The organism is Catellatospora sp. IY07-71 (genome assembly GCF_018326265.1).
In the GTDB taxonomy this organism is placed as follows: Bacteria; Actinomycetota; Actinomycetes; order Mycobacteriales; family Micromonosporaceae; genus Catellatospora.
Genome location: NZ_AP023360.1, coordinates 6,585,425 through 6,610,629, shown reverse-complemented (window position 1 = coordinate 6,610,629; position 25,205 = coordinate 6,585,425). Strand labels below are relative to the sequence as shown.

22 protein-coding genes are annotated in these 25,205 nt (G+C 74.2%); 12 read left to right on the top strand and 10 right to left on the bottom strand.

The features are described 5' to 3' along the window. Window positions 1-72: 72 nt before the first annotated feature. Together CS0771_RS29395 and CS0771_RS29390 are read left to right on the top strand one after the other, a co-directional pair. Entirely contained in the window at window positions 73-807 is a 735-nt protein-coding gene (locus CS0771_RS29395) for an ABC transporter ATP-binding protein (protein ID WP_244871105.1), read from the top strand. Window positions 808-820: 13 nt separating this feature from the next. Further along, window positions 821-1,555, top strand: a complete 735-nt coding sequence (locus CS0771_RS29390; RefSeq protein ID WP_212844027.1) for an ABC transporter permease — start codon at window positions 821-823, stop codon at window positions 1,553-1,555. A gap of 141 nt (window positions 1,556-1,696) precedes the next feature. Here the strand turns inward: CS0771_RS29390 and CS0771_RS29385 are convergent, their stop codons facing one another. From CS0771_RS29385 to CS0771_RS29360, 6 genes are read right to left on the bottom strand one after another with little or no spacing between them, the layout of a single operon-like run. Next, the gene (locus CS0771_RS29385) at window positions 1,697-2,662 is read right to left on the bottom strand and encodes a glycosyltransferase family 9 protein (RefSeq protein WP_244871104.1); all 966 of its coding nucleotides are present in this window, start codon (window positions 2,660-2,662) and stop codon (window positions 1,697-1,699) included. Further along, window positions 2,659-3,342, bottom strand: a complete 684-nt coding sequence (locus CS0771_RS29380; protein WP_212844026.1) for an SDR family oxidoreductase — start codon at window positions 3,340-3,342, stop codon at window positions 2,659-2,661. The genes CS0771_RS29385 and CS0771_RS29380 overlap by 4 nt, the downstream gene beginning before the upstream one ends. After that, complete coding sequence (locus CS0771_RS29375) at window positions 3,339-4,793, bottom strand: PfkB family carbohydrate kinase (protein WP_244871103.1); 1,455 nt, start codon at window positions 4,791-4,793, stop codon at window positions 3,339-3,341. Before CS0771_RS29375 ends, CS0771_RS29380 begins: the two co-directional genes overlap by 4 nt. Continuing rightward, complete coding sequence (locus CS0771_RS29370; protein ID WP_212844025.1) at window positions 4,790-5,431, bottom strand: SIS domain-containing protein; 642 nt, start codon at window positions 5,429-5,431, stop codon at window positions 4,790-4,792. Before CS0771_RS29370 ends, CS0771_RS29375 begins: the two co-directional genes overlap by 4 nt. Continuing rightward, a complete protein-coding gene (locus tag CS0771_RS29365) occupies window positions 5,401-6,384 on the bottom strand; it encodes a glycosyltransferase family 4 protein (protein ID WP_212844024.1) in 984 nt (327 codons plus the stop codon). Before CS0771_RS29365 ends, CS0771_RS29370 begins: the two co-directional genes overlap by 31 nt. Beyond that, complete coding sequence (locus CS0771_RS29360; protein WP_212844023.1) at window positions 6,381-7,937, bottom strand: HAD-IIIA family hydrolase; 1,557 nt, start codon at window positions 7,935-7,937, stop codon at window positions 6,381-6,383. The genes CS0771_RS29365 and CS0771_RS29360 overlap by 4 nt, the downstream gene beginning before the upstream one ends. Before the next feature lie 204 nt (window positions 7,938-8,141). Between CS0771_RS29360 and CS0771_RS29355 the strand changes: the two genes are divergently transcribed. The 4 genes from CS0771_RS29355 to CS0771_RS29340 all read left to right on the top strand — a co-directional run bounded on the left by CS0771_RS29355 (window position 8,142) and on the right by CS0771_RS29340 (window position 13,315). After that, on the top strand, window positions 8,142-9,800 hold the full coding sequence (locus tag CS0771_RS29355) for a carbamoyltransferase C-terminal domain-containing protein (protein WP_212844022.1): 1,659 nt from the start codon (window positions 8,142-8,144) through the stop codon (window positions 9,798-9,800). Then, complete coding sequence (locus tag CS0771_RS29350) at window positions 9,797-10,930, top strand: glycosyltransferase family 2 protein (RefSeq protein ID WP_244871102.1); 1,134 nt, start codon at window positions 9,797-9,799, stop codon at window positions 10,928-10,930. The genes CS0771_RS29355 and CS0771_RS29350 overlap by 4 nt, the downstream gene beginning before the upstream one ends. 85 nt (window positions 10,931-11,015) lie before the next feature. Then, the gene (locus CS0771_RS29345; RefSeq protein ID WP_212844021.1) at window positions 11,016-12,293 is read left to right on the top strand and encodes an MFS transporter; all 1,278 of its coding nucleotides are present in this window, start codon (window positions 11,016-11,018) and stop codon (window positions 12,291-12,293) included. Between the two features lie 50 nt (window positions 12,294-12,343). Beyond that, window positions 12,344-13,315, top strand: a complete 972-nt coding sequence (locus CS0771_RS29340) for an SDR family oxidoreductase (RefSeq protein ID WP_212844020.1) — start codon at window positions 12,344-12,346, stop codon at window positions 13,313-13,315. Window positions 13,316-13,362: 47 nt separating this feature from the next. Here the strand turns inward: CS0771_RS29340 and CS0771_RS29335 are convergent, their stop codons facing one another. Continuing rightward, entirely contained in the window at window positions 13,363-13,905 is a 543-nt protein-coding gene (locus CS0771_RS29335) for a DUF4142 domain-containing protein (RefSeq protein ID WP_212844019.1), read from the bottom strand. Window positions 13,906-14,015: 110 nt separating this feature from the next. Here CS0771_RS29335 and CS0771_RS29330 point away from each other — a divergent pair, with 110 nt between their 5' ends. Both CS0771_RS29330 and CS0771_RS29325 read left to right on the top strand, forming a co-directional pair. Then, entirely contained in the window at window positions 14,016-15,626 is a 1,611-nt protein-coding gene (locus CS0771_RS29330) for an NAD(P)/FAD-dependent oxidoreductase (protein WP_212844018.1), read from the top strand. 74 nt (window positions 15,627-15,700) lie between these two features. Continuing rightward, window positions 15,701-15,958 (top strand): hypothetical protein, encoded by a 258-nt coding sequence (locus CS0771_RS29325; RefSeq protein ID WP_212844017.1) that lies wholly within the window; start codon window positions 15,701-15,703, stop codon window positions 15,956-15,958. Window positions 15,959-16,141: 183 nt separating this feature from the next. Here the strand turns inward: CS0771_RS29325 and CS0771_RS29320 are convergent, their stop codons facing one another. Beyond that, a complete protein-coding gene (locus tag CS0771_RS29320) occupies window positions 16,142-17,224 on the bottom strand; it encodes a hypothetical protein (protein WP_212844016.1) in 1,083 nt (360 codons plus the stop codon). A gap of 162 nt (window positions 17,225-17,386) precedes the next feature. Here CS0771_RS29320 and CS0771_RS29315 point away from each other — a divergent pair, with 162 nt between their 5' ends. Both CS0771_RS29315 and CS0771_RS29310 read left to right on the top strand, forming a co-directional pair. Beyond that, window positions 17,387-18,325 (top strand): hypothetical protein, encoded by a 939-nt coding sequence (locus CS0771_RS29315; RefSeq protein WP_212844015.1) that lies wholly within the window; start codon window positions 17,387-17,389, stop codon window positions 18,323-18,325. Between the two features lie 436 nt (window positions 18,326-18,761). Then, the gene (locus CS0771_RS29310; protein ID WP_212844014.1) at window positions 18,762-19,112 is read left to right on the top strand and encodes a hypothetical protein; all 351 of its coding nucleotides are present in this window, start codon (window positions 18,762-18,764) and stop codon (window positions 19,110-19,112) included. A gap of 75 nt (window positions 19,113-19,187) precedes the next feature. On the opposite strand, the gene CS0771_RS29305 is transcribed toward CS0771_RS29310, so the two are convergent. After that, window positions 19,188-19,949, bottom strand: a complete 762-nt coding sequence (locus CS0771_RS29305) for a hypothetical protein (protein WP_212844013.1) — start codon at window positions 19,947-19,949, stop codon at window positions 19,188-19,190. Between the two features lie 10 nt (window positions 19,950-19,959). Then, window positions 19,960-21,114, bottom strand: a complete 1,155-nt coding sequence (locus CS0771_RS29300) for an LLM class flavin-dependent oxidoreductase (protein WP_212844012.1) — start codon at window positions 21,112-21,114, stop codon at window positions 19,960-19,962. Between the two features lie 222 nt (window positions 21,115-21,336). On the opposite strand from CS0771_RS29300, the gene CS0771_RS29295 reads away from it, so the two are divergent. Together CS0771_RS29295 and CS0771_RS29290 are read left to right on the top strand one after the other, a co-directional pair. Continuing rightward, on the top strand, window positions 21,337-23,142 hold the full coding sequence (locus CS0771_RS29295; RefSeq protein WP_212844011.1) for an ABC transporter ATP-binding protein: 1,806 nt from the start codon (window positions 21,337-21,339) through the stop codon (window positions 23,140-23,142). Next, window positions 23,139-25,091 (top strand): ABC transporter ATP-binding protein, encoded by a 1,953-nt coding sequence (locus tag CS0771_RS29290; RefSeq protein WP_212844010.1) that lies wholly within the window; start codon window positions 23,139-23,141, stop codon window positions 25,089-25,091. Before CS0771_RS29295 ends, CS0771_RS29290 begins: the two co-directional genes overlap by 4 nt. Window positions 25,092-25,205 lie beyond the last annotated feature (114 nt).

Below are 25,205 nucleotides of genomic sequence, written 5' to 3'. Positions count from 1 at the left end.
GCCGGGTGCCGGCGGGGATGGTGAGGGCTGTTGCCGGGACGGGTGTGCCCGGCCGTCGACGAAAGGTCTTCCGTGACATCCATCGACATCTCGGTCCGCGGACTGAGTAAACACTTCGGCCCGGTGCAGGCGGTGCGGGAGCTGAGCTTCGACGTGCCCGCCGGCCAGGTGACCGGCTTCCTCGGGCCGAACGGCGCGGGCAAGACCACGACGTTGCGCATGATGCTGGGCCTGATCCGGCCGACCGCCGGGCAGGCGCTGATCTGCGGCCGACCGTACGCGGACCTGCCGGATCCGCGCCGCACGGTCGGCGCGGTGCTGGAGGCCACCGGCTTCCACCCGGGCCGCCGGGGCCGCGACCACCTGCGCATCGCCGCTCACTCCGCCGGCCTGCCGGCCACCCGGGTCGAGGAGGTCCTCGACGAGGTCGGCCTGTCCGAGGCCGCCGGGCGCCGGGTCGGCGGGTACTCGCTGGGAATGCGCCAGCGGCTCGGCCTGGCGGCCGCGCTGCTGGGCGACCCGCAGGTGCTGGTGCTCGACGAGCCCGCCAACGGCCTGGACCCAGCGGGCATGGCGTGGCTGCGGGAGCTGCTGCGCGGGCGGGCCGCCACCGGCCGCACGGTGATCGTGTCCAGTCACGTCCTGTCCGAGGTCGCCCAGACCGCCGACCATGTGGTCATCCTGGCCGGTGGCCGGCTCACCTTCGACGGGCCGATGGACCGGCTGCGCGAGCACGCGGGCTCCCTGGAGGACGCGTTCCTGCGCCTGACCACCGACCAGCACGACACCGCCGCCGCGACGCGCTGAGGAGACCACCACCGTGCTCAAGCTCATCGGAAACGAATGGCTCAAGCTGCGCACCACCCGCGGGTTCGCCATCCTGCTGGCCGTCCAGCTCGTCCTGATCACCGCGGGCGCTGCCGGGCCGCTGTCCAACATGCCCCTCGACCAGGCCACGACCGCGATCGGCGCCGTCGCGCACGTCGGCCTGACCTCGCTGATCGCGCTGGTGCTCGGGATCGTCGCGGTCGCGGGGGAGTACCGCCACAAGACGATCACCGACACCTACCTCGGCAGCCCCCGCCGCGGCCGGGTCGTGGCGGCGAAGCTGACCCTCACCACCCTGGCCGGGTTCGGGCTCGGCGCCGCGGGCGCGGTGGTGTCGCTCGCCGTGACTTATGGGTGGCTGACCGCGGCCGGGCACAGCATGCCCTGGTCGGACGCCGAGCTGTGGCGCACCGCGGCCGGCGGGGTGGTGTGGAACGCGGCGTTCGCCGCGATCGGCGTCGGCATCGGGGCGCTGGTGCGCAACCTCGCCGTCGCGGTGGCCGGTGCGCTGGCCTGGCTGACGCTGGTCGAAGGCGTCGTCGGGCAGCTCGTGGGCCGCGACGTCACCAGGTACCTGCCGTTCTCGGCAGGCACCGCCGTTGGGCGGATCCCGGCCTCCATCGCCGACGGGCTGCCCCAGTGGGGTGCCGCCGCGCTGCTGGCCGGATACGCGGTGCTGTTCGCGGCTGCCGCGATCGCGTTCACCACCCGCCAGGACGTCGCCTGACCGGCAGGACGGAACCGGTGCCCGCGGCGGCCGCTCGGCTGTGCGCGGGCACCGGCCCCATCCCCGCCGAACAGCGCCGCACGCAGGCCTCGCGCCGACCGGTGGTTCGCCTCGTCGAAGACCTGGTTCAGGTGACCACGGCTACAGCAACCGGTGCGATGCGTGGCTCCTGTCGCCGATGGCCTGCCCGGCCGCGACGACGACCTCTGCGGCGGTCAACGCGGCCAGCGCCGGATGCGGCGTGTCGGCGGCGGGTGGTTCGCCGGCCAGATCCGCGCGCCACAGTGCCCGATGCCATGGGCGGGCGGCCGGTGGTCCCCACAGGTGCGGGCCCAGCTCGGCGAACAGGACCACCGACGGGGTCCCGTACGCGGTGGCCAGGTGGCCGATGCCCGTGTCGCCGCACACCACCAGCCGGGCGTGCGCGACGAGCCCGGCCAGCTCGCCGATGTCGGTCCGCCCGGCCACCGCCTGCGATCCGGGTAGACCGGCGAGGCCGGCCACGTGCCGGGCCAATGCCGCGTCACCGGCGGATCCGGTGATCAGGACCCGGTGCCCGGCGCCGGACAGGGCGCGGGCCACGGCGGCGAACCGCTCGGGCGGCCAGCGCCGGGCCGGGGCCTTGGCGCCGGGATGCACCAGCGTCGCCCCGGCCTCGGCGGGCGCCGCGCGCGGGGCGGACAGCCTCAGGTCGGCCGGATCGGCCGGAGCGCCGTACCAGGCGACCAGGCGGCACCAGCGGGCCACCTCGTGCTCGTCAGGCCGCCACTCGGGACCGATCAGGCAGCCCGCCTCGGGGTTGCGGAACGCCCACAGCGGGACACCGAGCGGGGCCAGCAGCCGGTGCGACTGCGGCCCCCGGCCGTGCAGGTTGACCGTGAGGTCGTACCGGCCCCAGCCCGGCCGCGAGCGCAGGCCGTCGACCGGGTCGAGCCGGTCGACGGCACCGATGAGATCCACCAGCGGAGCGAGCCAGGCCGGGGCGGCGAGGGTGAGCGCCGCCGCCGGGTACGCCGCGCGCAGGCCGCGCAGCGCCGGGACGCCCGTCGCCAGGTCCCCGATGCCCAGCGCGCGCAGCACCAGGATGTCCGCCGGAGGGCCGGTCACGGGTAGGACGGCTCCCGGTCGGGGCACACGATCAGCTCCCGGACCGCGCAGCCGGGCGGCTGGCTCAGTGCGAACAGGACCGCGTTCGCCACGTACGCCGGGTCGTTGAGCGCGGCGTCCGCGCCGGGCTTGTACTGCTCGGTGCGGCCGTCGAAGAAGGCGGTGCGCATCCCGCCCGGGATCAGCAGCGTCACATCGACCTGCCCGGCCAGCTCGACGGCCAGCGCCCGGGTGAACCCGACCACGCCGAACTTGGCGGCGCAGTACGCCGTGGCGTCCGACAGCGCGCGCAGGCCCAGCGTCGAGGCGATGGTGACCACGTGCCCGCCGGTCACCGGCAGGTGCGGCAGCACGGCGCGGACCACCGCCGCGGTGCCGAGCAGGTCGATCCTGACCACCTGATCCCACTCGTCGGCGGGCACGTCGGCCAGGCGGCCGGGCCGGTCCCAGCCCGCCGCGGTGACCACCGCGTCGAACCCGCCGGTCCGCTGGGCCAGCTCGGTGACGGCCGCGGTCACCGCCGCGGTGTCGGCCACGTCGGCGACCACGCCGTCGCCGTCGACCGGCTGCCGGTCCACCGTGTACGGTTTGCCGCCCGCGTCGGCGACCGCCCGCACCACGGCGGCGCCCAGGCCGCTCGCGCCGCCGCTGACCAGCACCCGTCCCGGGTTGGCGTTCATGGCGTGCTCCTTCGTGCCTCCTCCGGCGCGGCGGGTGCCGTGCGCCGGGCGCTGTGGATCAGGGCGGTGGTGGAGTGCCCGGCCACATACGGCACCAGCACGCACTGCCCGCCCCAGTCCCGGACCCGGTCGGCCTCCGGCAGCACGCCGCCGGAGGGCTGGGCCGCGCCGGGCTCCTGCAGGTTGTAGTCGCCGCCCTTGACCCACACGTCCGGGCGCAGGTGCTCCAGCACCCCGAGCGGCGTCGCGTCGTCGAACACCACCACCGCGTCGACGCAGCCGAGCGCGGCCAGCGTCTGCGCGCGGTCGTCCTGGCCGACCAGCGGCCGGCCCGCGCCCTTCAGCCCGCGTACGCTGCGGTCGGAGTTCACGCAGACCACCAGGCAGTCGCCGAGGTCGCGGGCTGCGCGCAGGGTGGCCACGTGCCCGGCGTGCAGCAGGTCGAAGCAGCCGCCGGTGGCCACCACCCGCCCGCCCGCGGCCCGGGTCCGGGCGACCACCTCGCAGGCTGCCGCCAGCCCGAACGCGCCGGGCGCAGGCGCCGCGGGGCTGTCCTGCCGGTAGTGCTGCGCGCCGCCGCAGGCCACGAACCGGGCCGCCGCCGCGACCGCGACCTGCACCGCCTCGGATGCCAGCGCGCCCTCGGCCAGTGCGGCCGTGGCCGCTCCCGCGAACCGGTCCCCGGCGCCGCAGGTGTCGCCTTCGCCGACCAGCGGCGGGGCGACGACCAGTGGCACGGGGCTGCCGTCGGCCAGCAGCGCGCCCTGCGCGCCGAGGGTCAGCGCGACCGCGCCCGCGCGCCAGACCAGCCGCGCGGTCGCGGCGCGGCGGGTCAGCGCGCCGAGCCGGTCGGCGTGCGGGGCGGTCCCGTCGTCGTCGGCGGGCAGCTCGTGCTCGTTCGGGGTGACCAGGCGCATCCCGTGCACCGGGCCGCGGCTGCGCGGGTGCGGGTCCCACACCACCGGCCGGCTGCCGGCGACCGTGGCCAGCACCCGGCGCAGCTCGTTGGCGCTGGTGACGCCGCGCCCGTAGTCGGCGACGAGCACGCCGTCGGCTTGGGCCAGCGCCACCAGCGCGGTCTCCGCCGGCTCGCCGACCGGCTCGGTGACCGCCGAGCGGTCCAGCCGCAGCACCACCTGCCGCCCGCTGAGCAGCCGGATCTTCTCCGGGGTGTGTCCCCGATAGGGCAGCGGCAGCACCTCGACGCCGTGTTCGTCGAGCAGGCCGCGCAGGCGCTGCCCGGCCTCGTCGGCGCCGATCGCGGTCAGCAGCCGCACCCGGTGCCCGTGCAGCGCGAGCAGCGTCGCGGCGAGCGCGGCACCGCCGGGCCGGGCGGTGGCGTCGCCCTCCTCGAACACGGGCACCGGCGCGTCCGGGCTGATCCGGTCCACGCTGCCCGCCACGTCCAGATCGAGCAGCGAGTCGCCCACCACCAGCAGCTGCGGGGTCATCGCGGGGCTCCCGCCATGACCCGCAGCTCGACCGGGGACGGCGGCGCGCCGTGCGCGCGGGGCAGTGCCGCGTCGACGTACTCGCACAGCAGGTGGGCGGCGGCCAGGTGCAGCTCCTGCACCATCTGGGTGTCGTTGCTGGGCACGGCCAGCGCCTCGGCGCATCGCTCGGCCAGCGGGTTGGGCCGGTCGCCCGTGAACGCCCAGATGCGCATGCCCAGCGCCCGGCCGGTGTCGGCGGCCTCCAGCAGGTTCGGGCTGCGGCCGCTGGTCGAGATGAGCAGCAGCACGTCGCCCGGCTGCCCGTGGGCCCGCACCTGCCGGGCGAACACGTGGCCGTATCCGTAGTCGTTGGCGATCGCGGTGAGCCCGCAGGTGTCGGCGGTCAGCGCGATCGCCGAGAGCGGGATGCGGTCCTCGCGCAGCTTGCCGACGAACTCGGCGGCCAGATGCTGCGCCTGCGCGGCGGAGCCGCCGTTCCCGGCGACCAGCAGCCGCCCGCCGCCGATCAGCGTACGGGCCAGCACCAGCCCCCACCGGGCGAGCTTGCCCGCCTCCGGCTCGAACGCGCTCGCGGTCTGCTGCAGCCGGCGCAGGTGACTGTGGATCACCTTGCCGTCGATGGAGTCGACATACATGGCGCCACCTCCTTGAACAGCCGCTCCCAGGCGGCGAGGAACCGGTCGAGCCCGTAGCGGGCGCGGACCGCTGCCTGGCCCCGCAAGCCGACCTCGGTGGCGGTCTCGGGATCCTTGATCAGCCAGCGCACCGCCTCGACCAGCGTGTCCACCCGCGTGGACAGCACGCCGGACTGCGGCGGCACGGCTTCCACGGCCTCCGTGGTGGCCAGCACGACCACCGGAACGCCGATCATCATGGCCTCCAGCAGGCTCAGGCCCAGCGACGTCCACCGCATCGGGTGCAGGTAGACGCGGCGGCGGGCCAGCTGCCGGTGCAGCTCGTGCTGCGGGGGGTCGTCGTACAGGCCGGTGGCGGGCGGGAGCAGGCCGCGCAGCCGCCCGGCGCCGATGCCGAACACGTCCAGCTCGGCCACCTCGCAGAACCGGGGCAACAGGTCGGTTCCGGTGACCCGCCAGCGCCGCAGCGGCTCGTTGATCGCCACGCCGACCCGGGCCAGCTCGCCGGTGTACCCGGCCGCGGGCGGGCAGATGCCGTGCTCGACCACGACCGTGCGGGTGCCGCCCGAGTTCCAGAACAGGTCGTTGAAGTGGCTGACGTGCACCAGGGTCACGTCGTCGCGGTCGGCCATCGGATGCGGGCTGTCGGGCACGTCGCGGCGCGGGGTGTTGTGCTCCACGTACACCACCGGCACGTCGCGGCCCGGGGTGCGGCGCAGCCAGCGCGCGGCCAGCGCCCACTCCTCGGGCCGCTGGAGCACCAGCAGGTCCACGTCGGTCTCGGCCAGCTCGGCCGGGCTCAGCTCCACACAGGAGCCCGGCCAGTCGTAGGTCTGGGCGCGGCCCCGCCCGTACGGGCCGCGATCGGCGGTGACCGGCACCAGGTAGGTGTGCGGCCCTTGCAGGAACGCGGTGGTCCAGGCGGCGTGCACGTGCCAGAGCAGGATTCTCATGACGCGCTCCCGAGAAGACGGTCCACGGCGGCGACCACCTCGTTCGGGTCGATCGCGCCGAGGCACGGATGGCCGGGCAGGGTGCAGTTGACCGCCCGGCTGTCGCGGCAGGGCGCGTCGGGGTCGCCGAGGCGCACGTGCGGCACGGCGTACGGGCCCCAGCGCGCCAACGGCACCGTGGGGGCGTACAGGCTGACCACGGGCGTGCCGACCGCGGCGGCCAGGTGCGCCGGTCCGGTGTTGCCGACGACCAGGCAGGCGGAGCGCGCCAGCAGCCGGCCGAGCGCCGCCCAGTCGGTCTGCCCGCCCAGATCGGTGGCAACGTCTCCGGCGACCTCGGCGGTCAGCTCCGCCTCGCCCGGCCCGCCGGTGACGGCGACCTCGTATCCGGCCTGCGCCAGCGCCTGCACGATCCCCACCGCCCGTTTACGCGGAATGCCACGCGCGCCCGCGTTCGCGCCGGGGTGGACGACGACGAGCCGGCCGCGTGTATCCGCAGCTGGAAGGTTCGTACGCAACCGGCCGTCGTCGCCGTCAGGGAGGACGTGTCCCGCCGCGGCCGCCAGCGACAGCGCGCGCTGGGCCTCCGGCAGGTCGTCGGGCACGTGGTGGCGCACGTCCAGCAGCGCGCCGGGGTAGTCCTCGCTGATCGCGCTGATCCGCCCGACCCCGGCCAGCCGCAGCAGCAGCGCCATCGGCAGGGGCGACTGGTGGAAGGAGGTGAACACCACGGCCTCGTCGACGCTCAGCTCGCGCACGGTCCGGACCAGACGGTCCACCTCGGACGGTTCGACTGCCGCCGCATCGCGCTCGATCCACGGCGTCCGCCAGACGAGCGTGCGCGTCACGCCGGGCAGCAACCGCCCGGCCGCCTCGCCCAGCGGGCCGGTCAGCAGGGTCACCTCACGGGCGTGGGTGGCCAGCGCGCGGATCGCGGGTCCCATGAGCAGCACGTCCCCGGCGGAATCGGTGCGTACGGCCAGCACGTGACCGGGCTGGCCGGACCGGGCCGGACCTGGCCGCAGGACATCCTGGCGGGCGAGGATCCAGTCCGCCGCCGCCCCGAGGTCGTCCGCGCGGTACGCGGCGGCGCTGATCTCCTCGGCCCTGGTCCGTGCGGTGGGCACGAGCAGGCCGGTCGCGCCCGCGGCGGCCGCGGCGGCCAGGTCGGTGCCGATGTCTCCGATCACGACACAGCGGTGGGGGAGCACGCCCAGCTCGCGGGCGGCGGCCTGGATCAGTCCCGGTGCGGGTTTGCGGCAGCCGCAGCCGCCGTCGCGGGTGTGGCAGCACAGCTGCCAGCTGCCGAAGGGCCCGAGCAGCTGCTCGACGCGCGCGTCGACGGCGTCGGCCTGTGCCCGGGTGGTGTACCCGTCACCGACAGCCGCCTGGTTCGACACCACGCCGATGCGCAGGCCCGCGGCGCGCAGCCGGTCCAGCGCCCGCCGCGCGCCGGGCATCGGCACGACCAGGCCGGGGTCGCTGATGCGGGGTACGTCGCGGATCAGGGTGTCGTCCCGGTCGCACAGCACCGCGTCGAAGACCCTGGTCACGCTGTTGTCATCAACTGTGTCGAGCACCCGGTGGCCGTACCCTGTCCGGATCTTCCCAAACGCGAAGATCGCCTGGCGTACCGGCAAAGACGGAAACGTCCTCGCTGGAGATTGCCGAACTCCGACAAGGAGAAAAATCTCCTGCCAGGAGATTTGCGGTAGAAGTCAGATTGGCCGGAGTTTTGCCGGGGAACGGGTGGCCTCATGAAGGTGCTCGGGATCAACGCGGTGTTCCACGACCCGGCGGCGGCCCTGGTGGTGGACGGGACGACCGTCGCGGCCGCCGAGGAGGAGCGGTTCAGCCGCCGCAAGCACGGCAAGCGGCCGGTGCCGTTCTCCGCCTGGGAGCTGCCGGTGCTGTCGGCCCGCTGGTGCCTCGACGAGGCCGGCATCGGCGCGGACGAGCTTGACGCGGTCGGCTACTCCTTCGACCCCGGCCGCTGCGCGCCCGCGGACGAGCTGGGCCTGGACGACCCGTGGGACTGGCTGCGCCAGGACTACGCCCGCCGCGCCCCGGCGTTCCTCGCCGAGGCGCTGCCGGGCCTCGACCCGGCCGCCGTCCGGTTCGTGCCCCACCACGTCGCGCATGCCGCCTCGGCCGCGCTGGCCGCGCCGTACCCGCCGGACGAGGACACCGCGGTCCTGGTCCTGGACGGGCGCGGCGAGGCCGCCAGCCACCTGGCCGGGCGCTACCGCGACGGGCGGCTGGAGGTGCTGGCCGGGCAGCGGCTGCCGCACTCGCTCGGGCTGCTCTACGAGGACCTCACCGCGCACCTGGGCTTCCTGCGCTCCAGCGACGAGTACAAGGTGATGGCCCTGGCCTCCTACGGCCGGCCCCGTTTCCTGCCGCTGTTCCGCGAGCTGGTGCGGACCACTGCCGACGGCGGCTTCCAGGTCGCGGCCGTGGACTGGGCCGCGCTGGCCAAGCCCCGGCACGGCGAGGACGACCGGCTCGACCCCGAGCACGCCGACCTGGCCGCCAGCGTGCAGCGCCGGCTGGAGGAGGTCCTGCTGGAACTGGCCGGCTGGCTGCACGACGCGGCCGGCGGCCCGGCCCGGCTCGCGATGGCGGGCGGCGTCGCCCTCAACTGCGTCGCCAACGCCCGTCTCGCGGCGGAAGGGCCCTATCAGCGGGTATGGGTCCAGCCCGCCGCGGGCGACGCGGGCACCGCACTGGGCGCGGCGCTGCACCTGAGCGCCGAGGCCGACGTGCTGCCGGAGCCCATGCCCGGCGCGGACCTGGGCCGCGGCTTCCCCGACGCCGAGCTGGAGGCGGAGCTCATCCGCGCCGCGCTGCCGTACGAACGCCCCGGCGACCTGGCCGCCGTCGTGGCGCGAGTGCTGGCGGACAACGGCGTGGTCGCCTGGTACGACGGGCGCGCCGAGTACGGCCCCCGCGCGCTGGGGCACCGCTCGCTGCTGGCCAACCCGGGCGATCCGGCCACCACCGCCCGGCTCAACGACATCAAGGGCCGCGAGCACTTCCGGCCGGTGGCCCCGATGGTGCTGGCCGGGCGTGCGGCGGAGATCTTCGAGGGGCAGCTGCCCAGCCCGTACATGCTGTTCACGCACCGGGTGCGGGACGGCTGGCGGGAGCGCATCCCGGCCGTGGTGCACGTCGACGGCACGGCACGGGTGCAGACGGTCGACCCGGCCGCCGAGCCGCGGATGGCCTCGGTGCTGGCCGAGTTCGACCGCCGTACCGGGCTGCCGGTGCTGGTCAACACGTCGCTCAACATCGCGGGGCAGCCCATCGTCGACACGCCCCGCCAGGCCATGGAGCTGTTCGGGGCGGCGCCGGTGGCGCTGCTGGTGCTCGGCCCGTACACGGTCCGCCGAGCGGCGGCGTTCGGCGGGGCGTGACCGCCGTGCATCCGCACCTGGTGCGCCCGGTCAGCGGCGGCGGCCTGCCGTGGTCGCCGCCCGGCGGCGGGGTCAGCATCGTGATCCCGACCGTCGGGCGGCCGAGCCTCGACGCGCTGCTGCGCATCCTGGCCCGGGAGGTCGGCGACGGTGCGCCCGTCGAGCTGCTGATCGTCAGAGACCGGCCGGTCGAGGTGACCGTGCCCGCTGCGCTGCGGGCGTGCACCCGAGTGCTGGCCGGGCGCGGCGCGGGCCCGGCCGCCGCCCGCAACGTCGGCTGGCGGCACGCGCGGCACCCGTGGGTGGCCTTCCTCGACGACGACGTGCTGCCGCGCCCCGGCTGGCTGCGCGCGCTGCTGCACGACCTGGCCGCACCGGACCCGGTCGGCGGGGTGCTGGGGCGGATCGAGGTGCCGCTGCCGCATGACCGGCGGCCCACCGACTGGGAGCGCTGCACCGCGGGCCTGGAGACCGGCCGCTGGATCACCGCCGACATGGCGTACCGCCGCGAGGCGCTGGCCGCCGCGGGCGGCTTCGACGAGCGCTTCCCGCGCGCCTACCGGGAGGACGCCGAGCTGGCGTTCCGCGTGCGCGCGGCGGGCTGGCAGCTGCGCCACGGGCTGCGCCGGGTACGCCACCCGGTGCGGTCCGAGGACCGCTGGGTGAGCGTGCGCACCCAGCGCGGCAACGCCGACGACGCGCTGCTGCGCCGCCTGTACGGCCCGCGCTGGCGGCAGCTGCTGGAGGTGCCGCGCGGCCGCCGCACCCGGCACACCGCCATCACCGCGTGCGGCGTGCTGGCCGTGGTCTCCGGGGTGGTGACCGCGCTGACCCGCCGCCCGGCGACCCGGCGCACGGCCGCCGTCACCTGCGCGGCGAGCGCCCTGGGCTGGGCGGCGGGCACGGGGGAGTTCGCGCTCGCGCGCATCCGGCCCGGCCCGCCGCAGGCCGCCGAGCGCCTGACCATGGTCGCCACCAGCGTGCTCATTCCGCCCATGGCCACCTACCACTGGCTGCGCGGCTGGTTCGCCGCCCGTGACGCCCGTATGGTCACCGGCACCCGCCGCGCAGCTCATCCGGGCTCCTCCGAACGGCCTGACCAGCGGTTTCAAACCTCCCGCCGGGCGTGAACCGGGTCACTGTCCGGCCCGCGCACACTGACGCACTTGCACACTTGCCCCTTCCGCCCACCCCCGGTGAGAAGGGCACAAAGCTGTGCAGTCGACCTTCGCCGCGCTGCGTCACCGCGGCTTCCGCGTCTGGACCGGCGCGTGTCTGGTCTCCGTCGTCGGCACCTGGATGCAGGTGCTCGGCGTCAACTGGTACGTCCTGCAGGAGACCGGCTCGGCCGCCCGGATGGGCGCCGCGATCATGCTGCAGACCCTGCCCGTGCTCGTCCTCGGCGGCCTGGGCGGGATGCTCGCCGACCGGCTGCCCGTGCGGCCGCTGCTCATCGCCACCCAGCTGGCCCACGCCGCGCTCGCCGCCGCCCTCGCGCTGATCGCCTGGAGCCCGTCCGGCGGCGACCTGGCGCTGGTGTACGCCGTCTCCGTGCTCGGCGGCGCCGTGGCCGCGCTGGAGGGCCCGGTCATGGGCCGCTTCGCCGCCACCACCGTGCCGCAGTCCGCGCTCGGCAACGCGCTGTCGCTGGGTTCGCTGGTCAGCTCGCTCGGCCGGATCCTCGGCATGAGCCTGGGCGGCGTCGTGGTGGCCGCCGCGGGCCCGGCCGTGCTGTTCGGCGCGAACGCGCTCAGCTTCGCGGCCGTGGTCCTCGCGGTGCTCGCCATCCGCCCCCGCGATCTGCACCCGCTCCAGGTGCCGGCGGCGGACACGGCCCCACGGGCGCGGGGCGGCGCGCTCGCGTACCTGCTGCGCCAGCCGATGGTCCTGATCACGCTCGGGCTGGCCCTGGTGCTGGGCAGTCTCGGGCGCAACTACCAGGTCACCATGGCCGCGATGAGCGACGGCCCGCTGCACGCGGGGGCGGGCGGCTACGCCATGCTCTCCACCGTCTTCGCCGCCGGGACCGTCGTCGGCGGCTTCCTCGCCGCCCGCCGCCCGGCGCTGGGCTACCGCACCCTCATCGGCGCGGGCCTGGTCACCAGCGTGCTCCAGGTGCTGGCCGGGCTTGCCCCGGACACCTGGAGCTTCGCCCTGGCCATGCTGCCCATCGCGGCGGGCGCGGTGCTCATCGACACCACCGTGGCCACCCGGGTGCAGCTGGACACCCGCGCCGACATGCGCGGCCGGGTGCTCGCCGCGCTGGCGATGACCAGCTCGATCGCGGGCGCGGCCGGAGCGCCGCTGCTCGGCCTGCTGTCCGAGCAGGCCGGGGCGCGCACCGCGCTGGTGCTCGCGGGCGTGGCCACCGTGCTGGCCTCGGCGGTGGCCGGGGCGGCCATGGCCCGGCGGGCCGGGCTGCCGCTGCGTGGCCGCCAGCTGCGGCTCACCCTGCGCGCCACGCTCGGCCGGCCCGTGCCCGCCACCGCCTGATCACCCCGTCCCGGCCGTGTAGCCGCAGCTGGGGCGGGTACTGCTAGCGGATGCCACTGACCAGATCGATCATCGAGTCCACCGTCGTGATCACCGGCGCCTCCAGCGGGGTCGGCGCCGCCACGGCACTGACCCTGGCTCGCCGGGGCGCCCAGCTCGTGCTGGCCGCCCGCAGCCCGCGCGGCCTGGCCCAGATCGGCGAGCAGTGCCGCCAGCTGGGCGCCGACGTGCTGGAGGTGCCGACCGACACCGCCGACCCGGACGCCGTGGAGCGGCTGGCCGAGGCCGCCCAGGAGCGCTTCGGCCACGTCGACGCCTGGATCAACAACGCCGGGGTGGCCCTGTACGGCCGCCTGCTGGACCTGCCGCTGGACCAGGTGCGCCGCACCATCGACGTGGACGTGTTCGGCTACCTGCACGGGGCCCGGGCCGCCGTGCCGCGGCTGCGCGCCGCCGGGGGAGGGGTGCTGATCGTCGTCGGCTCGGTGCTGTCCGAGGTGTCGCTGCCGTACCTGGGGGCGTACATCATGGCCAAGCACGCGGTACAGGGCATGGCCGACAGCCTGCGGCAGGAGCTGCGGGCCGACGGCGTGGCCGAGGTGTCGGTGTGCACGGTGCTGCCCGGCTCGCTGGACACGCCGCTGTTCGCGTGGGCCGCCAACCAGATGGGCCGCCAGGTGCTGCCGCCGCGGCCGCTGAGCCCGCCGCAGGAGGTGGCCGACCGGATCGTACGGCTGCTGGAGCACCCCCGGCGGCAGAGCTTCGTCGGCCGGGCGTCCTCGACCGTGATGTGGCAGTGGCGGCTGGCCCCGGCGCTGGCCGAGCGCCTGCTCTCGCTGTACGGGCAGCTCGCGCAGTTCGGCCGCCCGGAGCCGCCGTCCGACGGCAACCTGTTCGAGCCCGTCGAGGCCCCGCGCGGTGTCGAGGGCGGGTGGCGGCTCACTCCGGCCACGCTGGCGGGTCTCCCGGGCACGGCCCTGGCGAAGGTGCGCCACCACCTCAACGGGGCCCGGGTCTCATAGCGGAAGCTCCCGCCTGGTCGCCAGGACGGGAGCTTCGATCATTCGCGTTACTGGTTGGGCTGGACGCCGAAGTTCGGCGCGGCCTTCATGAGCGCCTCGTGGTGTGCCTTGATGATCGGCAGCGCCTGCTCGGCCGCCTGCTTGACCTGGGCCGCCTCGCCCTTGTCGATCTGCTGCTGGGTCGCCGTCATGCTCTTGGCGTGTGCGGCCAGCTGCTGCTCGATCCACATCTTGTCGAAGTCCGCCCCGGCCGCGGTGTCGGAGAGCTGCTGCGCGACGGCCTTCTGCTCGGCGTTCGGCTCGGTGGGCAGGGTCACGTTGAGATCGCCTGCCAGCGTCTTGAGCGAGTCGTCGAGTTTGGTGTGGTCGGTCACGAACCGTTCACCGAGGTCCTTGACCACCGCCGAGGTGCCTTTGTCCTGCGCCATCTTGCCCGTGGCGATCTCCGCCAGGTTCGCCTGGTGCGCCGCGACGATCCACGAGTTGTCCTGTTCCGACGGCTGCACCGCGGCCATCGCGGCGCCGGCGCCGCCGACCATCGTCACGGCCAGCGCCGCGAGCAGCACGAACATGCGTTTGCACAGTCCCATGATGTTCAACCCCCTCCTAGGCGTGCACTGCATCCCGCAGCACTACCCGTCCGCGACCCGCCCTCAAACGGGCAGGCATCGCCGGGCCGGTTCCTGGGTACGGAACACCGGTGGACGCCGACGCCGTAGTGGTGGGCGCGGGCCCGAACGGGCTCGTCGCGGCCAATGTGCTCGCGGATGCGGGCTGGGACGTGGTGCTGCTGGAAGCGGCGGCCGTGCCAGGCGGCGGGGTGCGCAGCGCCGACATCGCCGCGCCGGGCTTCCGTGCCGACCTGTGCAGCGCTTTCTACCCGTTTGCCGCGTGCTCGCCGATCCTGTCCGGGCTGGAGCTGGAGCGGCACGGGCTGATCTGGCGGCACGCCCCGGCGGTGCTGGCGCACGTGCTGCCCGACGGCCGGGCCGTGCTGCTGCACCGGGATCCCCTGCGCACGGCCGAGTCGGTGGAGGAGTTCGCCGCGGGGGACGGCGAGCGGTGGCTGGTGGCGTACGCGCACTGGCGGCGGCTGGCCGACGCCGTGATCGAGACGATGTTCACGCCGTTCCCGCCGGTGCGCGCGGCGGGCGCCCTGCTGCGGCGTGCCGGGTCCGCCGGGCTGCTGCGCCTGGCCCGGCTGATGGCGCTGTCGGTCACCGAACTGGGGCAGGAGCTGTTCGACGGGGAGGGGGCCAGGCTGCTGCTGACCGGCTGCGCGATGCACGCCGACGTGGGGCCGGACGGGGCCGGGTCGGGGGCGTACGGGTGGCTGCTGGCCATGCTGGGGCAGCAGTTCGGGTTCCCGGCGCCGGAGGGCGGGGCGCAGGCGCTGACCGACGCGCTGGCCCGGCGGCTGCGCTCGTGCGGGGGCGAGCTGGTGTGCGGCGCGCGGGTGACGCGGGTGGTGGTCGGGCACGGGCGGGCGCTGGGCGTGCTGACCGCCGACGGGCGTGCGTGGCGGGCGCGGCGGGCGGTGCTGGCCGATGTGGACGCCCCCAGCCTGTATCGGGATCTGGTCGGCGCCGCGCATCTGCCGCGGCGGCTGCTGGCGGATCTGGAGGTGTTCCGCTACGACCGGCCGACGGTGAAGGTGGACTGGGCGCTGCGGGGCCCGGTGCCGTGGGCCGCCGGGGGCGCGGAGCTGGCGGGCACCGTGCATCTGGGCGGGGACCTGGCCGGGTTGAGCCGGTCGGCGGCGGCGCTGGCGGTGGAGGACGACCCCGAGGTGCCGTTCCTGCTGACGGGCCAGATGAGCCGGGTGGATCCGACGCGGTCACCGCCGGGCACGGAGACGTATTGGGCCTACACGCACCTGCCGCGCCGCCTGTCCGGGAACGACCGGGACAGCGCCGAGATCGCGGCGTACGCGCACCGCATCGAGCAGCTGCTGACGGCGGCCGCGCCGGGCTTCGCCGAACTGGTCATAGGCCGGTCGGTGCAGGGCCCGGCGGAGCTGGCCAACGAGAACGCGAACATGGTCGGCGGTGCGCTGGGCGGTGGCACCGCGGCGATCGCGCAGCAGCTGATGCTGCGCCCCGTGCCTGGCCTGGGCCGCTCGGACACGGTCGTCGACCGGCTCTATCTGGCAGGGGCGTCGGCGCATCCGGGGCCCGGTGTGCACGGCGGGCCGGGCGCGAATGCGGCGCTGGCCGCGATCGCGCGCGCCCGGCCGGTCACCGGCGGCCTCTACCGTACGGTCATCGACACCGGACACCGCCTGGTCTACGGCCCGCACCGTGCCGGGTGACGGTTTGGACCGTGCCGGGTCGGGGAACTTCCCAGGACTTCACCGTTGTTCGCGGATGCGTTCGGGAGGATGCGGTGGCGCTGTGCTGGGTGGCGATCCGTCGCGCGGCGGCGGCGATCGGCTGGCCGACCTTGCGGTGCGAGCCGGCCGCGGAACTGGACGACGGTGCGCTGCGGCGCGAACTCGCCAACGCGCACGCACTGGGCGAGCTGGTCAGCCGCGCGGGCATGCCCCGCGACCGGGACATGCTCGCGTTGCGGCTGGCCGAGCTGGACGGCGAATACCTGAGCCGCTTCCCCGCCGCGGCCCTCACCTGGCCCTGGCCCCGCTGACCCCGCCATCCTTCGCCATGATCGCCAGTTGGTGTCCAAACCTGAGGCCCAGCCCCACTTCCCGACACGAGACCGCGATCTTCACCTGGCGGGGAGCCGACTAGCGGTGGGCGCTGCCGGTGAAGATCGGTGGTTGGTGTCGGAAGCTGTGGTCTGGCCCGACTTTGTGACACGAGATCGCGATCATCGCCCGGTGAGGCCGGGGTCGGGGCGGGGTGGGGTGGGGGTTGGCGTGGGAGTGGTCAGGTTGCGGTCGAGGAGGCGGTTGACCGCGGCGTGCAGGAGGTTCGCGGTGAGGATGGCGGGGGCGACCACGGCCACCACGCCGTCGAAGTCGATCTGCAGGGTGAGCGCCAGGATGATCGCGGTGATGCCGTTCTGCTGCGCCGCGGCCAGGTGCCAGCGGTCGGCGCGGGGCATGCCCCTGGTCAGCAGCCAGGCCGCGAGGGCCTGCGCGGCGAACGCGGCGACCCCAAGCGTCACGCCCCGCACCGAGGCGATCCCGTCGATGAGCAGTACGCCGAGCCCGGTCGCGGCGGCGTAGAGGGCGGTCTGGGTGATCCGCGGGATCCACGGCTCCAGCGCCGCGGGCCGGGCGAACAGGCCCACGATCGCGACCGCGAGCATCCAGCCCGTGGCCACCGCAACGCACAGCACCACCGCCAGCAGCACGTACTGGAGCCACACCCGCGTCCGCGCCAGGCGCCACAGCGCCCAGGCGGCACCGGCCAGCGCCGCGTTGCCGGCCAGGTCGGCACCGTAGGTGAGCAGCGGATTGCCGTCAGACGCGGCGCCGCCGAGCCCGAAGACGGTCGCGGCCACCCCGGCGGCGTAGATCGCCAGCAGCACGGTGACGGGATCGTCGAAGGAGGACCACGCGGCCAGCACGGTGCGGGCGCGTTCACTCATCCGGGTGTCGTTCAGCAGCGCGGCCACCGACAGCGGGTCGATCTGCGCGACGGCGACGCCGAGCAGCAGGAACAGCGGGTCCTGCCAGGCCAGCGCGAGGCTCACGCCGATGAGCAGGGCCTTGACGACGACCCCGACGGTCACCGCGAGCCCGATGACCCGCCCGTCGGCCCGCGCCTGCCGCAGGTCGATGCCGTAGGTCGCGCCGTACAGGCCGACGGCCAGCAGCGCGTACGCGCCGAGGCGGTAGGCGGGGGAGTGCGACACCGCCGCCACGTCGACGTCGAGGGCCCACGCGGCGGCCAGCCCGGCGAGCACGAACAGTCCCAGCAGGCCGATCCGGCGCACCAGCTCCACGTTCCCTTCCCGATCCGGTGACGGGTACACCGAAGCCGTACCCGTACCGGAAGCCAGGTTAGCCGCCGCGTGCACGTTCGCCGTCCAATGTGGGCTGAACGGTGTTCGCATCCGCCCGTACGATGATCGCGCCATCTTCCCCACCCCCGCGGAGGTAAGCGAATGTCGGCTGCCGAGTCCACACCCGCCACCAGGGTGAACTGGTCCCAGCGGATGGCCGGGATCCTGGCCAGTACCATCGCCCTGCCGCTGATCTTCGAGATCCTGCTGGCGCTGCTCGGCGACGACCCGTTCAACTTCGGCCGGGCGGGCGTGGCGGTGGTCGTCGTCGGCCTGACCGCGGGCGGTCTCTACCTGGCCCGGCCCGGCTGGCTCAACGTGCAGCGGGCGCGGGGCGCGTTCCTGATCCTGGCGGGGCTGGGCACGGCGATCCACGGCTTCCTCGTCTCGGCGGCCAGCGAGCTGTTCGCCGAGGAGGTGGTGCAGGACGTCGTGGGTATGGTCACGCTGGTGCTGGGCGTGACGACGTTCGCGATCGGCTGCTTCTACTTCCGGGTCGAGGACGTGCAGGAGGTCATCGAGAACCCGGCGACGACCCGTCCGCCGGCCGAGGAGATTGCCGTGTCGACGGTGCCCGGCCACTACCAGGCCGACTCCTCCGACCGGGTGCTGCTGGAGGCGTGCCGGGACGCGCTGACCATAGAGCGGCTGCACTACGTCGCGCTGTACGAGCCGCCGGACGACGACCCCGCGGGCGCGCCGCAGCGGGTGTTCAGCGTGGACGTGTTCGAGCAGCCCCGTTACCGGCTGCGGCAGCTGAGCCCGCACCAGCGGCGCGGCCTGTACGAGCAGGAAGGGCTCGCGCTGATCGAGCTGCGGCGCTCGCTGGAGGGCCGCCTGGGCAGGCTGCACACCGGACGGCTCGCCCGGGTCGTGCTCGACGTCGAGCAGGGCGCGATCTACTACTACGAGGTCAGCCGCGAGCCCGCGCGGCACCTGGTCGCCGTCACGCTCGACCAGGACCACGTCTACACGGTCGACGCCGAGCTGGAGATCCTGAAGAACGCGCTGCGCCGGGTGCTGGGCCTGCCCCGGACCTGAGGTCAGCGCGGGCGGGTGCGGGTGACCGCCCGGCTGTCGTCAAGGCGCGCAGCATCACCGCCCGCGCGGCGTGATCGCCGGTCCGCCGGCTCGTGGGCGGTGATGCGTGACGCACGTCACTCAGCTTCGGCGGCTCTGCGGACGATGGCAGGTCCATCGCATTGGGTCGATTCCGCCTGCGTGACTGGCGCGGCATGCGGGTTCACCGTGCGCCTGCGCCGAAACCGACTTCCCGGGGGACAGCGGGGATCAATTTTTGGGCTTATCGTTCCGCTCCGAACATCGTCTTGGGAGTGGATGTGTCACGCAGCGTTCTTTGATCCGGCCACACGCCGTCGTGTCATACGGCAGGCGCCACCGGAGGTTCAGGCCCGCGTCACGTGGTATCGAGAGGGTGTCATCGTAGAGAACCCGTTCGCGAGCCACAAGGGTCGATATGAACGTGCAAGAGTTACGCGGCCGCCTGCCGCTGCGGTTCGAACGCCGGTTCCGCGTGTGGTCGTACACCGTTTCGCAGCGTCATCTCGTGCTGCGCAGCGACCGTAACTCTGACCACGACGACACGCTCGACGTCGCATTCATGGATGTGGCGGGAATGAAGTTGAGGCATTCCTATGACAGGCTTTCGATCTCCGAGTCTGTAGATTTCGAATCCCTCAACTCGTTCGTCGGAATTCCTCAGCGCCTCGTCGGGACCTATGCCGCCCTCGATGTCGGGGACGACGTTCATCAGGGATTCGTAATCTGCCGGGTGCTGGAGATCCGAGTCGACCGGCAGGTTCCGTAGGGCACAGATCGCCGAAGAGCCAGGGGCGGACACGGGACTGTGTCCGCCCCTGGTCGTCGGACGAGAACGTCGAATTCAGCCCGGCGATCGGGGCAGCGCGGGCGCGTGGGTGCCGGCGATCTGCCGCAGCCAGCCGGTGGCCTGCTTCTCGGCCGGTCCGGTCAGCCCGTACAGGTCGGTGACGGCGCGGGCCGCGGCGACCCAGTCCTCGTCACGCAGTGCGGTGCAGGCCCGCGCGGCGGCGTAGTCCCACCAGGCCTGCCGGTCGGTGCGGGCCGGTGGCCAGCCGGTCTCGAACCGCGTGAGCCGCCCGTACGCCGCGTCGCAGACCGCGCGCAGCCGGGCCGCCTCCTGGGGCGACGCGCCCTGCCCGGACGCGGCCAGGGCAAGCGGCCCCTGCCAGGACGTCGGCAGCAGCGTCACGTCGATACGGTCCAGGGCGCGCAGCACCACCGCGCGTGCGGCGTGGTCTCCGGCGTCCGGTCCGGGCAGGCCGGACAGGGCGTGGCCGAGTTCGGCGAAGACGTCGGCGTCGGTGAAGGCGGCCCACGCCTCCAGCTCGCTGAAGGCGTGGGCCACATCGGCGGGCGCGCCACCGGCACCCAGCGCCACCGCACGCCGGACGCCGATGGTGTGCCCGCGCGTGAGCAGACCCGCGGCGGGTCTGAGCCGGACCCGCCGGTGCGGGGCCGACCTGTGGTGGAACCCGAGGTCAGGCGCCCAGCACCAGCGGTCGGGCCGTACGGCGTGGGGGATCAGCCCGCCGGACAGGCCCGTCGACGGCACCGGTGGGCAGGTGTGGGTGGCCGTGCCCGATAGGTTCGCCGATCCGTTCACGGGCCGACGCCTAGCGCGAGCCGGCGGCGGCGAACGGGATCTCCGGCTTCTCGTGCGCCGGATCACCCGCGGGGTGGGTCCACAGGCCACGGGCGCGCAGGATCGGCAGCACGCCCTCGCCGAACCAGTACGCCTCCTCCACGTGCGGGTGCCCGGACAGGATGAACTCGCTGATGCCGAGGTCGGCGTACTCGGCGATGCGGTCGGCGACCTCGGTGTGGCTGCCGACCAGCGCGGTGCCCGCGCCACCGCGGACCAGGCCCACCCCGGCCCACAGGTTCGGCGCGATCTCCAGGCTGTCCCGCCGGCCGCCGTGCAGGGCGAGCATGCGCTGCTGTCCCTCGGACTCGCTGCGGGCCAGCCCGGCCTGCACCGCGGCGATGTCGGCGTCGCTGATGCCTTCCAGCAGATTGCGGGCCTGCGCCCAGGCCTCCGCGGTGGTGTCGCGGGAGATGACGTGCAGCCGAATGCCGAAGCGCAGCTCGCGGCCCGCGTCGGCGGCGAGCTTGCGGATCCAGTCGAGCTTGCCCGCGACCTGCGCGGGCGGCTCGCCCCAGGTGAGGTACACGTCGGCGTGGCGCGCGGCGACCGGCCCGGCAGCCGCGGACGACCCGCCGAAGTAGACCGGCGGCACCGGGTCGGGCACGCGGGCCAGCGTGGCGCCCTCGACGCGCAGGTGCTCGCCGAAGTGGTCGACCGTTTCGCCGCGCCACAGCGAGCGGGTGATGTGCAGGAACTCGTCGGCGCGGGCGTAGCGGGCGTCCTTGTCCAGGTGGTCGCCAAAAGCGCGCTGCTCGTGGGCCTCGCCGCCGGTCACGACGTTGAGCAGCAGCCGGCCGTCGGAGTGGCGCTGGAAGGTGGCGGCCATCTGCGCGGCCAGGGTGGGCGACAGCAGGCCGGGGCGGAACGCGACGAGGAACTTCAGCCGCTCGGTGACCTCGGTGAGCATCGCGGTGGACAGCCAGGCGTCCTCGCACCACGCGCCGGTCGGGGTGAGCGCGCCGACGAAGCCCAGCTGCTCGGCGGTGCGGGCGATCTGGCCGAGGTAGGCCAGGGTGGCCGGTCGCGCGCCGCCGGCGGTGCCGGTGGGCACGCCGTGGCCGCCGCCGACGATGAAGCGGCTGTCGCCGTAGGTGGGCAGGAACCAGTGGAACGTCAGGCTCATCGGGCTGTCTCCGCTGCTGGGGGTTGCTGCTTCGGATGCTGGCACGGCCGTCGGGCCCGCCACAATCCATCGAGCGACTATTTCATATTAAGCCTATGGGAATTAAAGAAAAAGTGCGCCGAGGGGGCTACTTCGTGACTGAACAGCCGCTACGGTTACCGCGGGCCGGGCGGCGTGCCATCGTGGATGTCCGCCCGTCCATCCGCTCATCCCTGGAGTGTGATGTCCGCGCCATACCGTGCCCCCGAGTCGACGATCGATCCCGACCAGAGCAGGTCATGGCTGCGGCGCGCGCTGCCGGTGGTGCTGGCGCACAAAGGGCTGCTGCTGACGTCGCTCACCCTGTCGCTGGTCGGCCTGCTGGTGCAGGTGCAGATCCCGAACGTGCTGCGCCTGGGCATCGACGACGCGCTCGTCGCCCGGACCGCGAGCCTGGACCGGTACGTGTGGTGGCTGGCGGGGCTGGCCGTGGCGCAGGGCTTCGTCAACTACCTGGCCCGGCGCTATCTGCTGCGCACCGCGTACGAGATCGAGTACGACCTGCGCAACATCATGTACGCGCACCTGATCCGGATGCCGTACGGCTTCTACGACCGGGTGCAGACCGGCGAGCTGATGTCGCGGTCCGGTTCGGACATCCGGGCCGTGCAGATGTACCTGGCGTTCGGGCCGTCGATCCTGGTGCAGTGCCTGATCGCGGTGTTCGCGTTCGCGCTGATGGTGTCGATCGATCCGCTGCTGGCCGTGGTCGCGATGGCCACCATGCCGGTGATCGCGCTGATGGGCGTGTGGATGCGCAAGGCCATCTTCCCGGTGTCGTGGCTGATCCAGTCCCGGCTGGCTCAGGTCGCCACGGTCGTCGACGAGGCGATCAACGGGGTGCGCATCGTCAAGGCGTTCGCGGGCGAGCAGCGCCAGGTGACGCAGCTGGCGGCGGCGGCCGACCGGGTGCGCTGGGCCTACCGGCGTGACGCGTTCATCCGCAGCCGCTGGTCGCCCACGCTGGAGAACCTGCCCCGGCTGGGCCTGGCGATGGTGCTGCTGTGCGGCGGCTGGATGGCGATCGAGGGACACGCCTCGGTCGGCGCGATCGTCGCGTTCAACTCGTACGTGCTCATGCTCCAGCCGCCGTTCCGCATGCTCGGCATGATGATCATGATGGGCCAGCGGGCCGCCGCCTCCGCCCAGCGCATCTACGAGGTGCTCGACACCCGCAGCGAGATCGCCGAACGCGCCGACCCGGTCCGCACACGCCTGCGCGGAGACATCGAGTTCGCCGGGGTCGACTTCGCGTACCCGGACGGCACCGTGGCGCTGCGCGGGCTGGACCTCCGCATCCCCGCGGGCACCACGGTCGCGGTGGTGGGCCGCACCGGCAGCGGCAAGTCGACCGTCGCCAGGCTGCTGGCCCGCTACTACGACGCCACCGCCGGCACGGTGCGCCTCGACGGCCGCGACGTCCGCGACTACGCCCTGGACACGCTGCGCGACCAGGTCGGCATCGTGCCCGACGAGCCGTTCCTGTTCTCGGTGTCCATCCGCGACAACATCGCCTTCGGCCGCCCGGACGCGAGCCTGGCCGAGGTGGTGGCCGCCGCCGAGGCCGCCGGGGCGGACGGGTTCGTGCGCGCCCTGCCCGACGGCTACGACACCGTCATCGGCGAGCGCGGGTACACCCTGTCCGGCGGGCAGCGCCAGCGCGTCGCGATCGCCCGCGCGCTGCTGGTCAACCCGCCGGTGCTGGTGCTCGACGACGCCACCAGCGCCGTCGACGTGCACGTCGAGCAGCGCATCCACGACGCCCTGCGCGGACTGCTGCACGGGCGGACCACGGTCATCGTCGCGCACCGGCTGTCCACCATCGCCCTGGCCGACACCGTGGTGCTGATCGAGGACGGCCGCGTCGCCGCGCAGGGCACCCACGCCGAGCTGGTGGCCGGCGAGCCCCGCTACACCGAGGTTTTGGCCACCATGCAGTCCGGCCATGACCGCGTGGACAGCGGCATCGACCAGGGAGTGGCCGCATGAGCATGTTCGGCGGCGGGTTCGGCGGTCCGGGCGGCGGTCCCGGGTCGGGGCCGATGGGCGGGCTGTCGGCCGTGGGCGCGGGGCGGGGCGCGCGCCGCGACGGCGCCGTGGGGCTGCCGTTCGCGGGCATCCCGGACGAGCTGGCGGCGGGCGTACGGCGGCTGGAGGACAGCGAACCCGACCACGGCACCCCGCCCGACCGCTTCGCCCACCGGCCCGGCGGCGAGCCGCAGCTGAGCATGCTGGGGCTGCTCACCCGCCGCCGCGGGCTGTTCGCCGCCGCGTGCGCCACGGTGCTGGCCGAGACCCTGCTGCTGCAGGCGGGGCCGTACCTGGTGCAGGTCGGCATCGACCACGGCATCGTGGCCCGCGACCTGCCGGTGCTGTTGTGGTCGGCGGGGGCGTTCGTGGTCGCGGTGCTCGCGGGCTGGGCGGCCACCACCGCGCGGATGCGCCAGACCGGCCGCCTGGCCGCCGACGGCATGCGCGACCTGCGGGTCCGCGTCTTCACCCACCTGCAGCGGCTGTCCATGGACTACTACACCAACGAGAAGGCCGGCGTCATCATGACCCGGATGTCGTCGGACGTCGAGTCGCTGCAGCAGCTGCTCCAGGAGGGCCTGGCCCAGTTCGCGGTGCAGGGCCTGACCATGGTCGTGGTGACCGCGGTTCTGATCCACTACGACGCCGGGCTGGCCGCGCTCACGCTGCTGCTGGTCGTGCCCGCGCTGTTCGCCGCGTCGCTGTGGTTCCGGCGCGCCTCCGACGTCGGCTACGCCCGCCAGCGCGACACCATCGCGGCCATGTTCACCGACCTCGCCGAGAGCCTGCATGGCGTCCGCGTGGTCACCGCGTACCACCGCCAGGACCGCAACATCGCCCAGCACCGCACCGTCGTCGGCCGCTACCGCGACGCCAACGACTTCACCGGCCACATCAGCGCGATCTACGGGCCGGGCACCTCGGTCATCGGCATGCTCGGCATGGCCGCGCTGCTGCTGGCAGGCGGCCACATGGTGCTGCGCGGCGAGCTGACGGTGGGTGTGCTGACCGCGTTCGTGCTGTACCTCAACGCGTTCTTCGCCCCGGTGCAGCAGCTGGTGCAGCTCTACACCAACTACCAGCAGAGCCGCGCGGCCGTGAGCAAGTTGCGCGGGCTGCTGGCGCTGGAGCCGGCCGTGCCCGAGCGCGCCGACCCGGTCACGCTGCCGCCGGTGGCCGGGGGGATCACGTTCGAGCAGGTCACCTTCGGCTACGACCCGGCTCGGCCGGTGCTGCGCGACATCACCCTGCGCATCGAGCCGGGGGAGACCATCGCGTGCGTGGGGCCGACCGGGGCGGGCAAGTCGACGCTGGCCAAGCTGGTCACCCGGCTGCACGACCCGGACTTCGGGCGGGTCCTCATCGACGGGCACGACCTGCGTGACGTGAGCCTGACGTCGCTGCGCCGGCAGATCGGCGTGGTGCCGCAGGAGCCGTTCATGTTCGCCGGGTCGATCCGCGACAACATCGCCTTCGCCCGGCCGGACGCCGACGACGCGGAGATCTGGGCGGCCGTCGACGCCGTGGGGCTGCGTGACCTGGTCGAGCGCACCCCGGCCGGGCTGGACGCGCCGCTGCACGAGCGGGGCCAGTCCGTGTCGTCGGGCCAGCGGCAGCTGCTGGCGCTGGCGCGGGCCTTCCTGGCCCGGCCCCGCGTCGTGGTGCTCGACGAGGTCACGTCCAACCTGGACCTGCGCTCGGAGCTGCGCGTCGAGCAGGCCCTCGACCGGCTGCTGGAGGGGCGGACCGCGCTGCTGATCGCGCACCGGCTGTCCACCGCGATGCGGGCCGACCGGATCGTGGTGCTCGACGAGGCGGGCATCGTCGAGATCGGATCGCACGCCGAGCTGCTGGCCGCGGAGGGCCGCTACGCGGGCATGTTCGCGACCTGGTCCAGTCACCAGTGACATAGCCTACAAGTTCGGTAGGATATGGTGACGGGGCGCACCCGGGCTGCTAGCGTCAGGTGACGAGTGCCGGGCCGAGTTCACCGGTGACGCCCTCGTCCACCCCGACCTGAG

Excerpts from the sequence above, each read along its gene's own strand:
- CS0771_RS29355 (WP_212844022.1), top strand. The coding sequence starts at position 8,142 with ATGAAGGTGCTCGGGATCAACGCGGTGTTCCACGACCCGGCGGCGGCC.
- CS0771_RS29295 (WP_212844011.1), top strand. The coding sequence starts at position 21,337 with ATGTCCGCGCCATACCGTGCCCCCGAGTCGACGATCGATCCCGACCAG.
- CS0771_RS29315 (WP_212844015.1), top strand. The coding sequence starts at position 17,387 with ATGTCGGCTGCCGAGTCCACACCCGCCACCAGGGTGAACTGGTCCCAG.
- CS0771_RS29290 (WP_212844010.1), top strand. The coding sequence starts at position 23,139 with ATGAGCATGTTCGGCGGCGGGTTCGGCGGTCCGGGCGGCGGTCCCGGG.
- CS0771_RS29300 (WP_212844012.1), bottom strand. The coding sequence starts at position 21,114 with ATGAGCCTGACGTTCCACTGGTTCCTGCCCACCTACGGCGACAGCCGC.
- CS0771_RS29375 (WP_244871103.1), bottom strand. The coding sequence starts at position 4,793 with ATGACCCCGCAGCTGCTGGTGGTGGGCGACTCGCTGCTCGATCTGGAC.
- CS0771_RS29340 (WP_212844020.1), top strand. The coding sequence starts at position 12,344 with ATGCCACTGACCAGATCGATCATCGAGTCCACCGTCGTGATCACCGGC.
- CS0771_RS29335 (WP_212844019.1), bottom strand. The coding sequence starts at position 13,905 with ATGGGACTGTGCAAACGCATGTTCGTGCTGCTCGCGGCGCTGGCCGTG.
- CS0771_RS29310 (WP_212844014.1), top strand. The coding sequence starts at position 18,762 with ATGAACGTGCAAGAGTTACGCGGCCGCCTGCCGCTGCGGTTCGAACGC.
- CS0771_RS29380 (WP_212844026.1), bottom strand. The coding sequence starts at position 3,342 with ATGAACGCCAACCCGGGACGGGTGCTGGTCAGCGGCGGCGCGAGCGGC.
- CS0771_RS29370 (WP_212844025.1), bottom strand. The coding sequence starts at position 5,431 with ATGTATGTCGACTCCATCGACGGCAAGGTGATCCACAGTCACCTGCGC.
- CS0771_RS29365 (WP_212844024.1), bottom strand. The coding sequence starts at position 6,384 with ATGAGAATCCTGCTCTGGCACGTGCACGCCGCCTGGACCACCGCGTTC.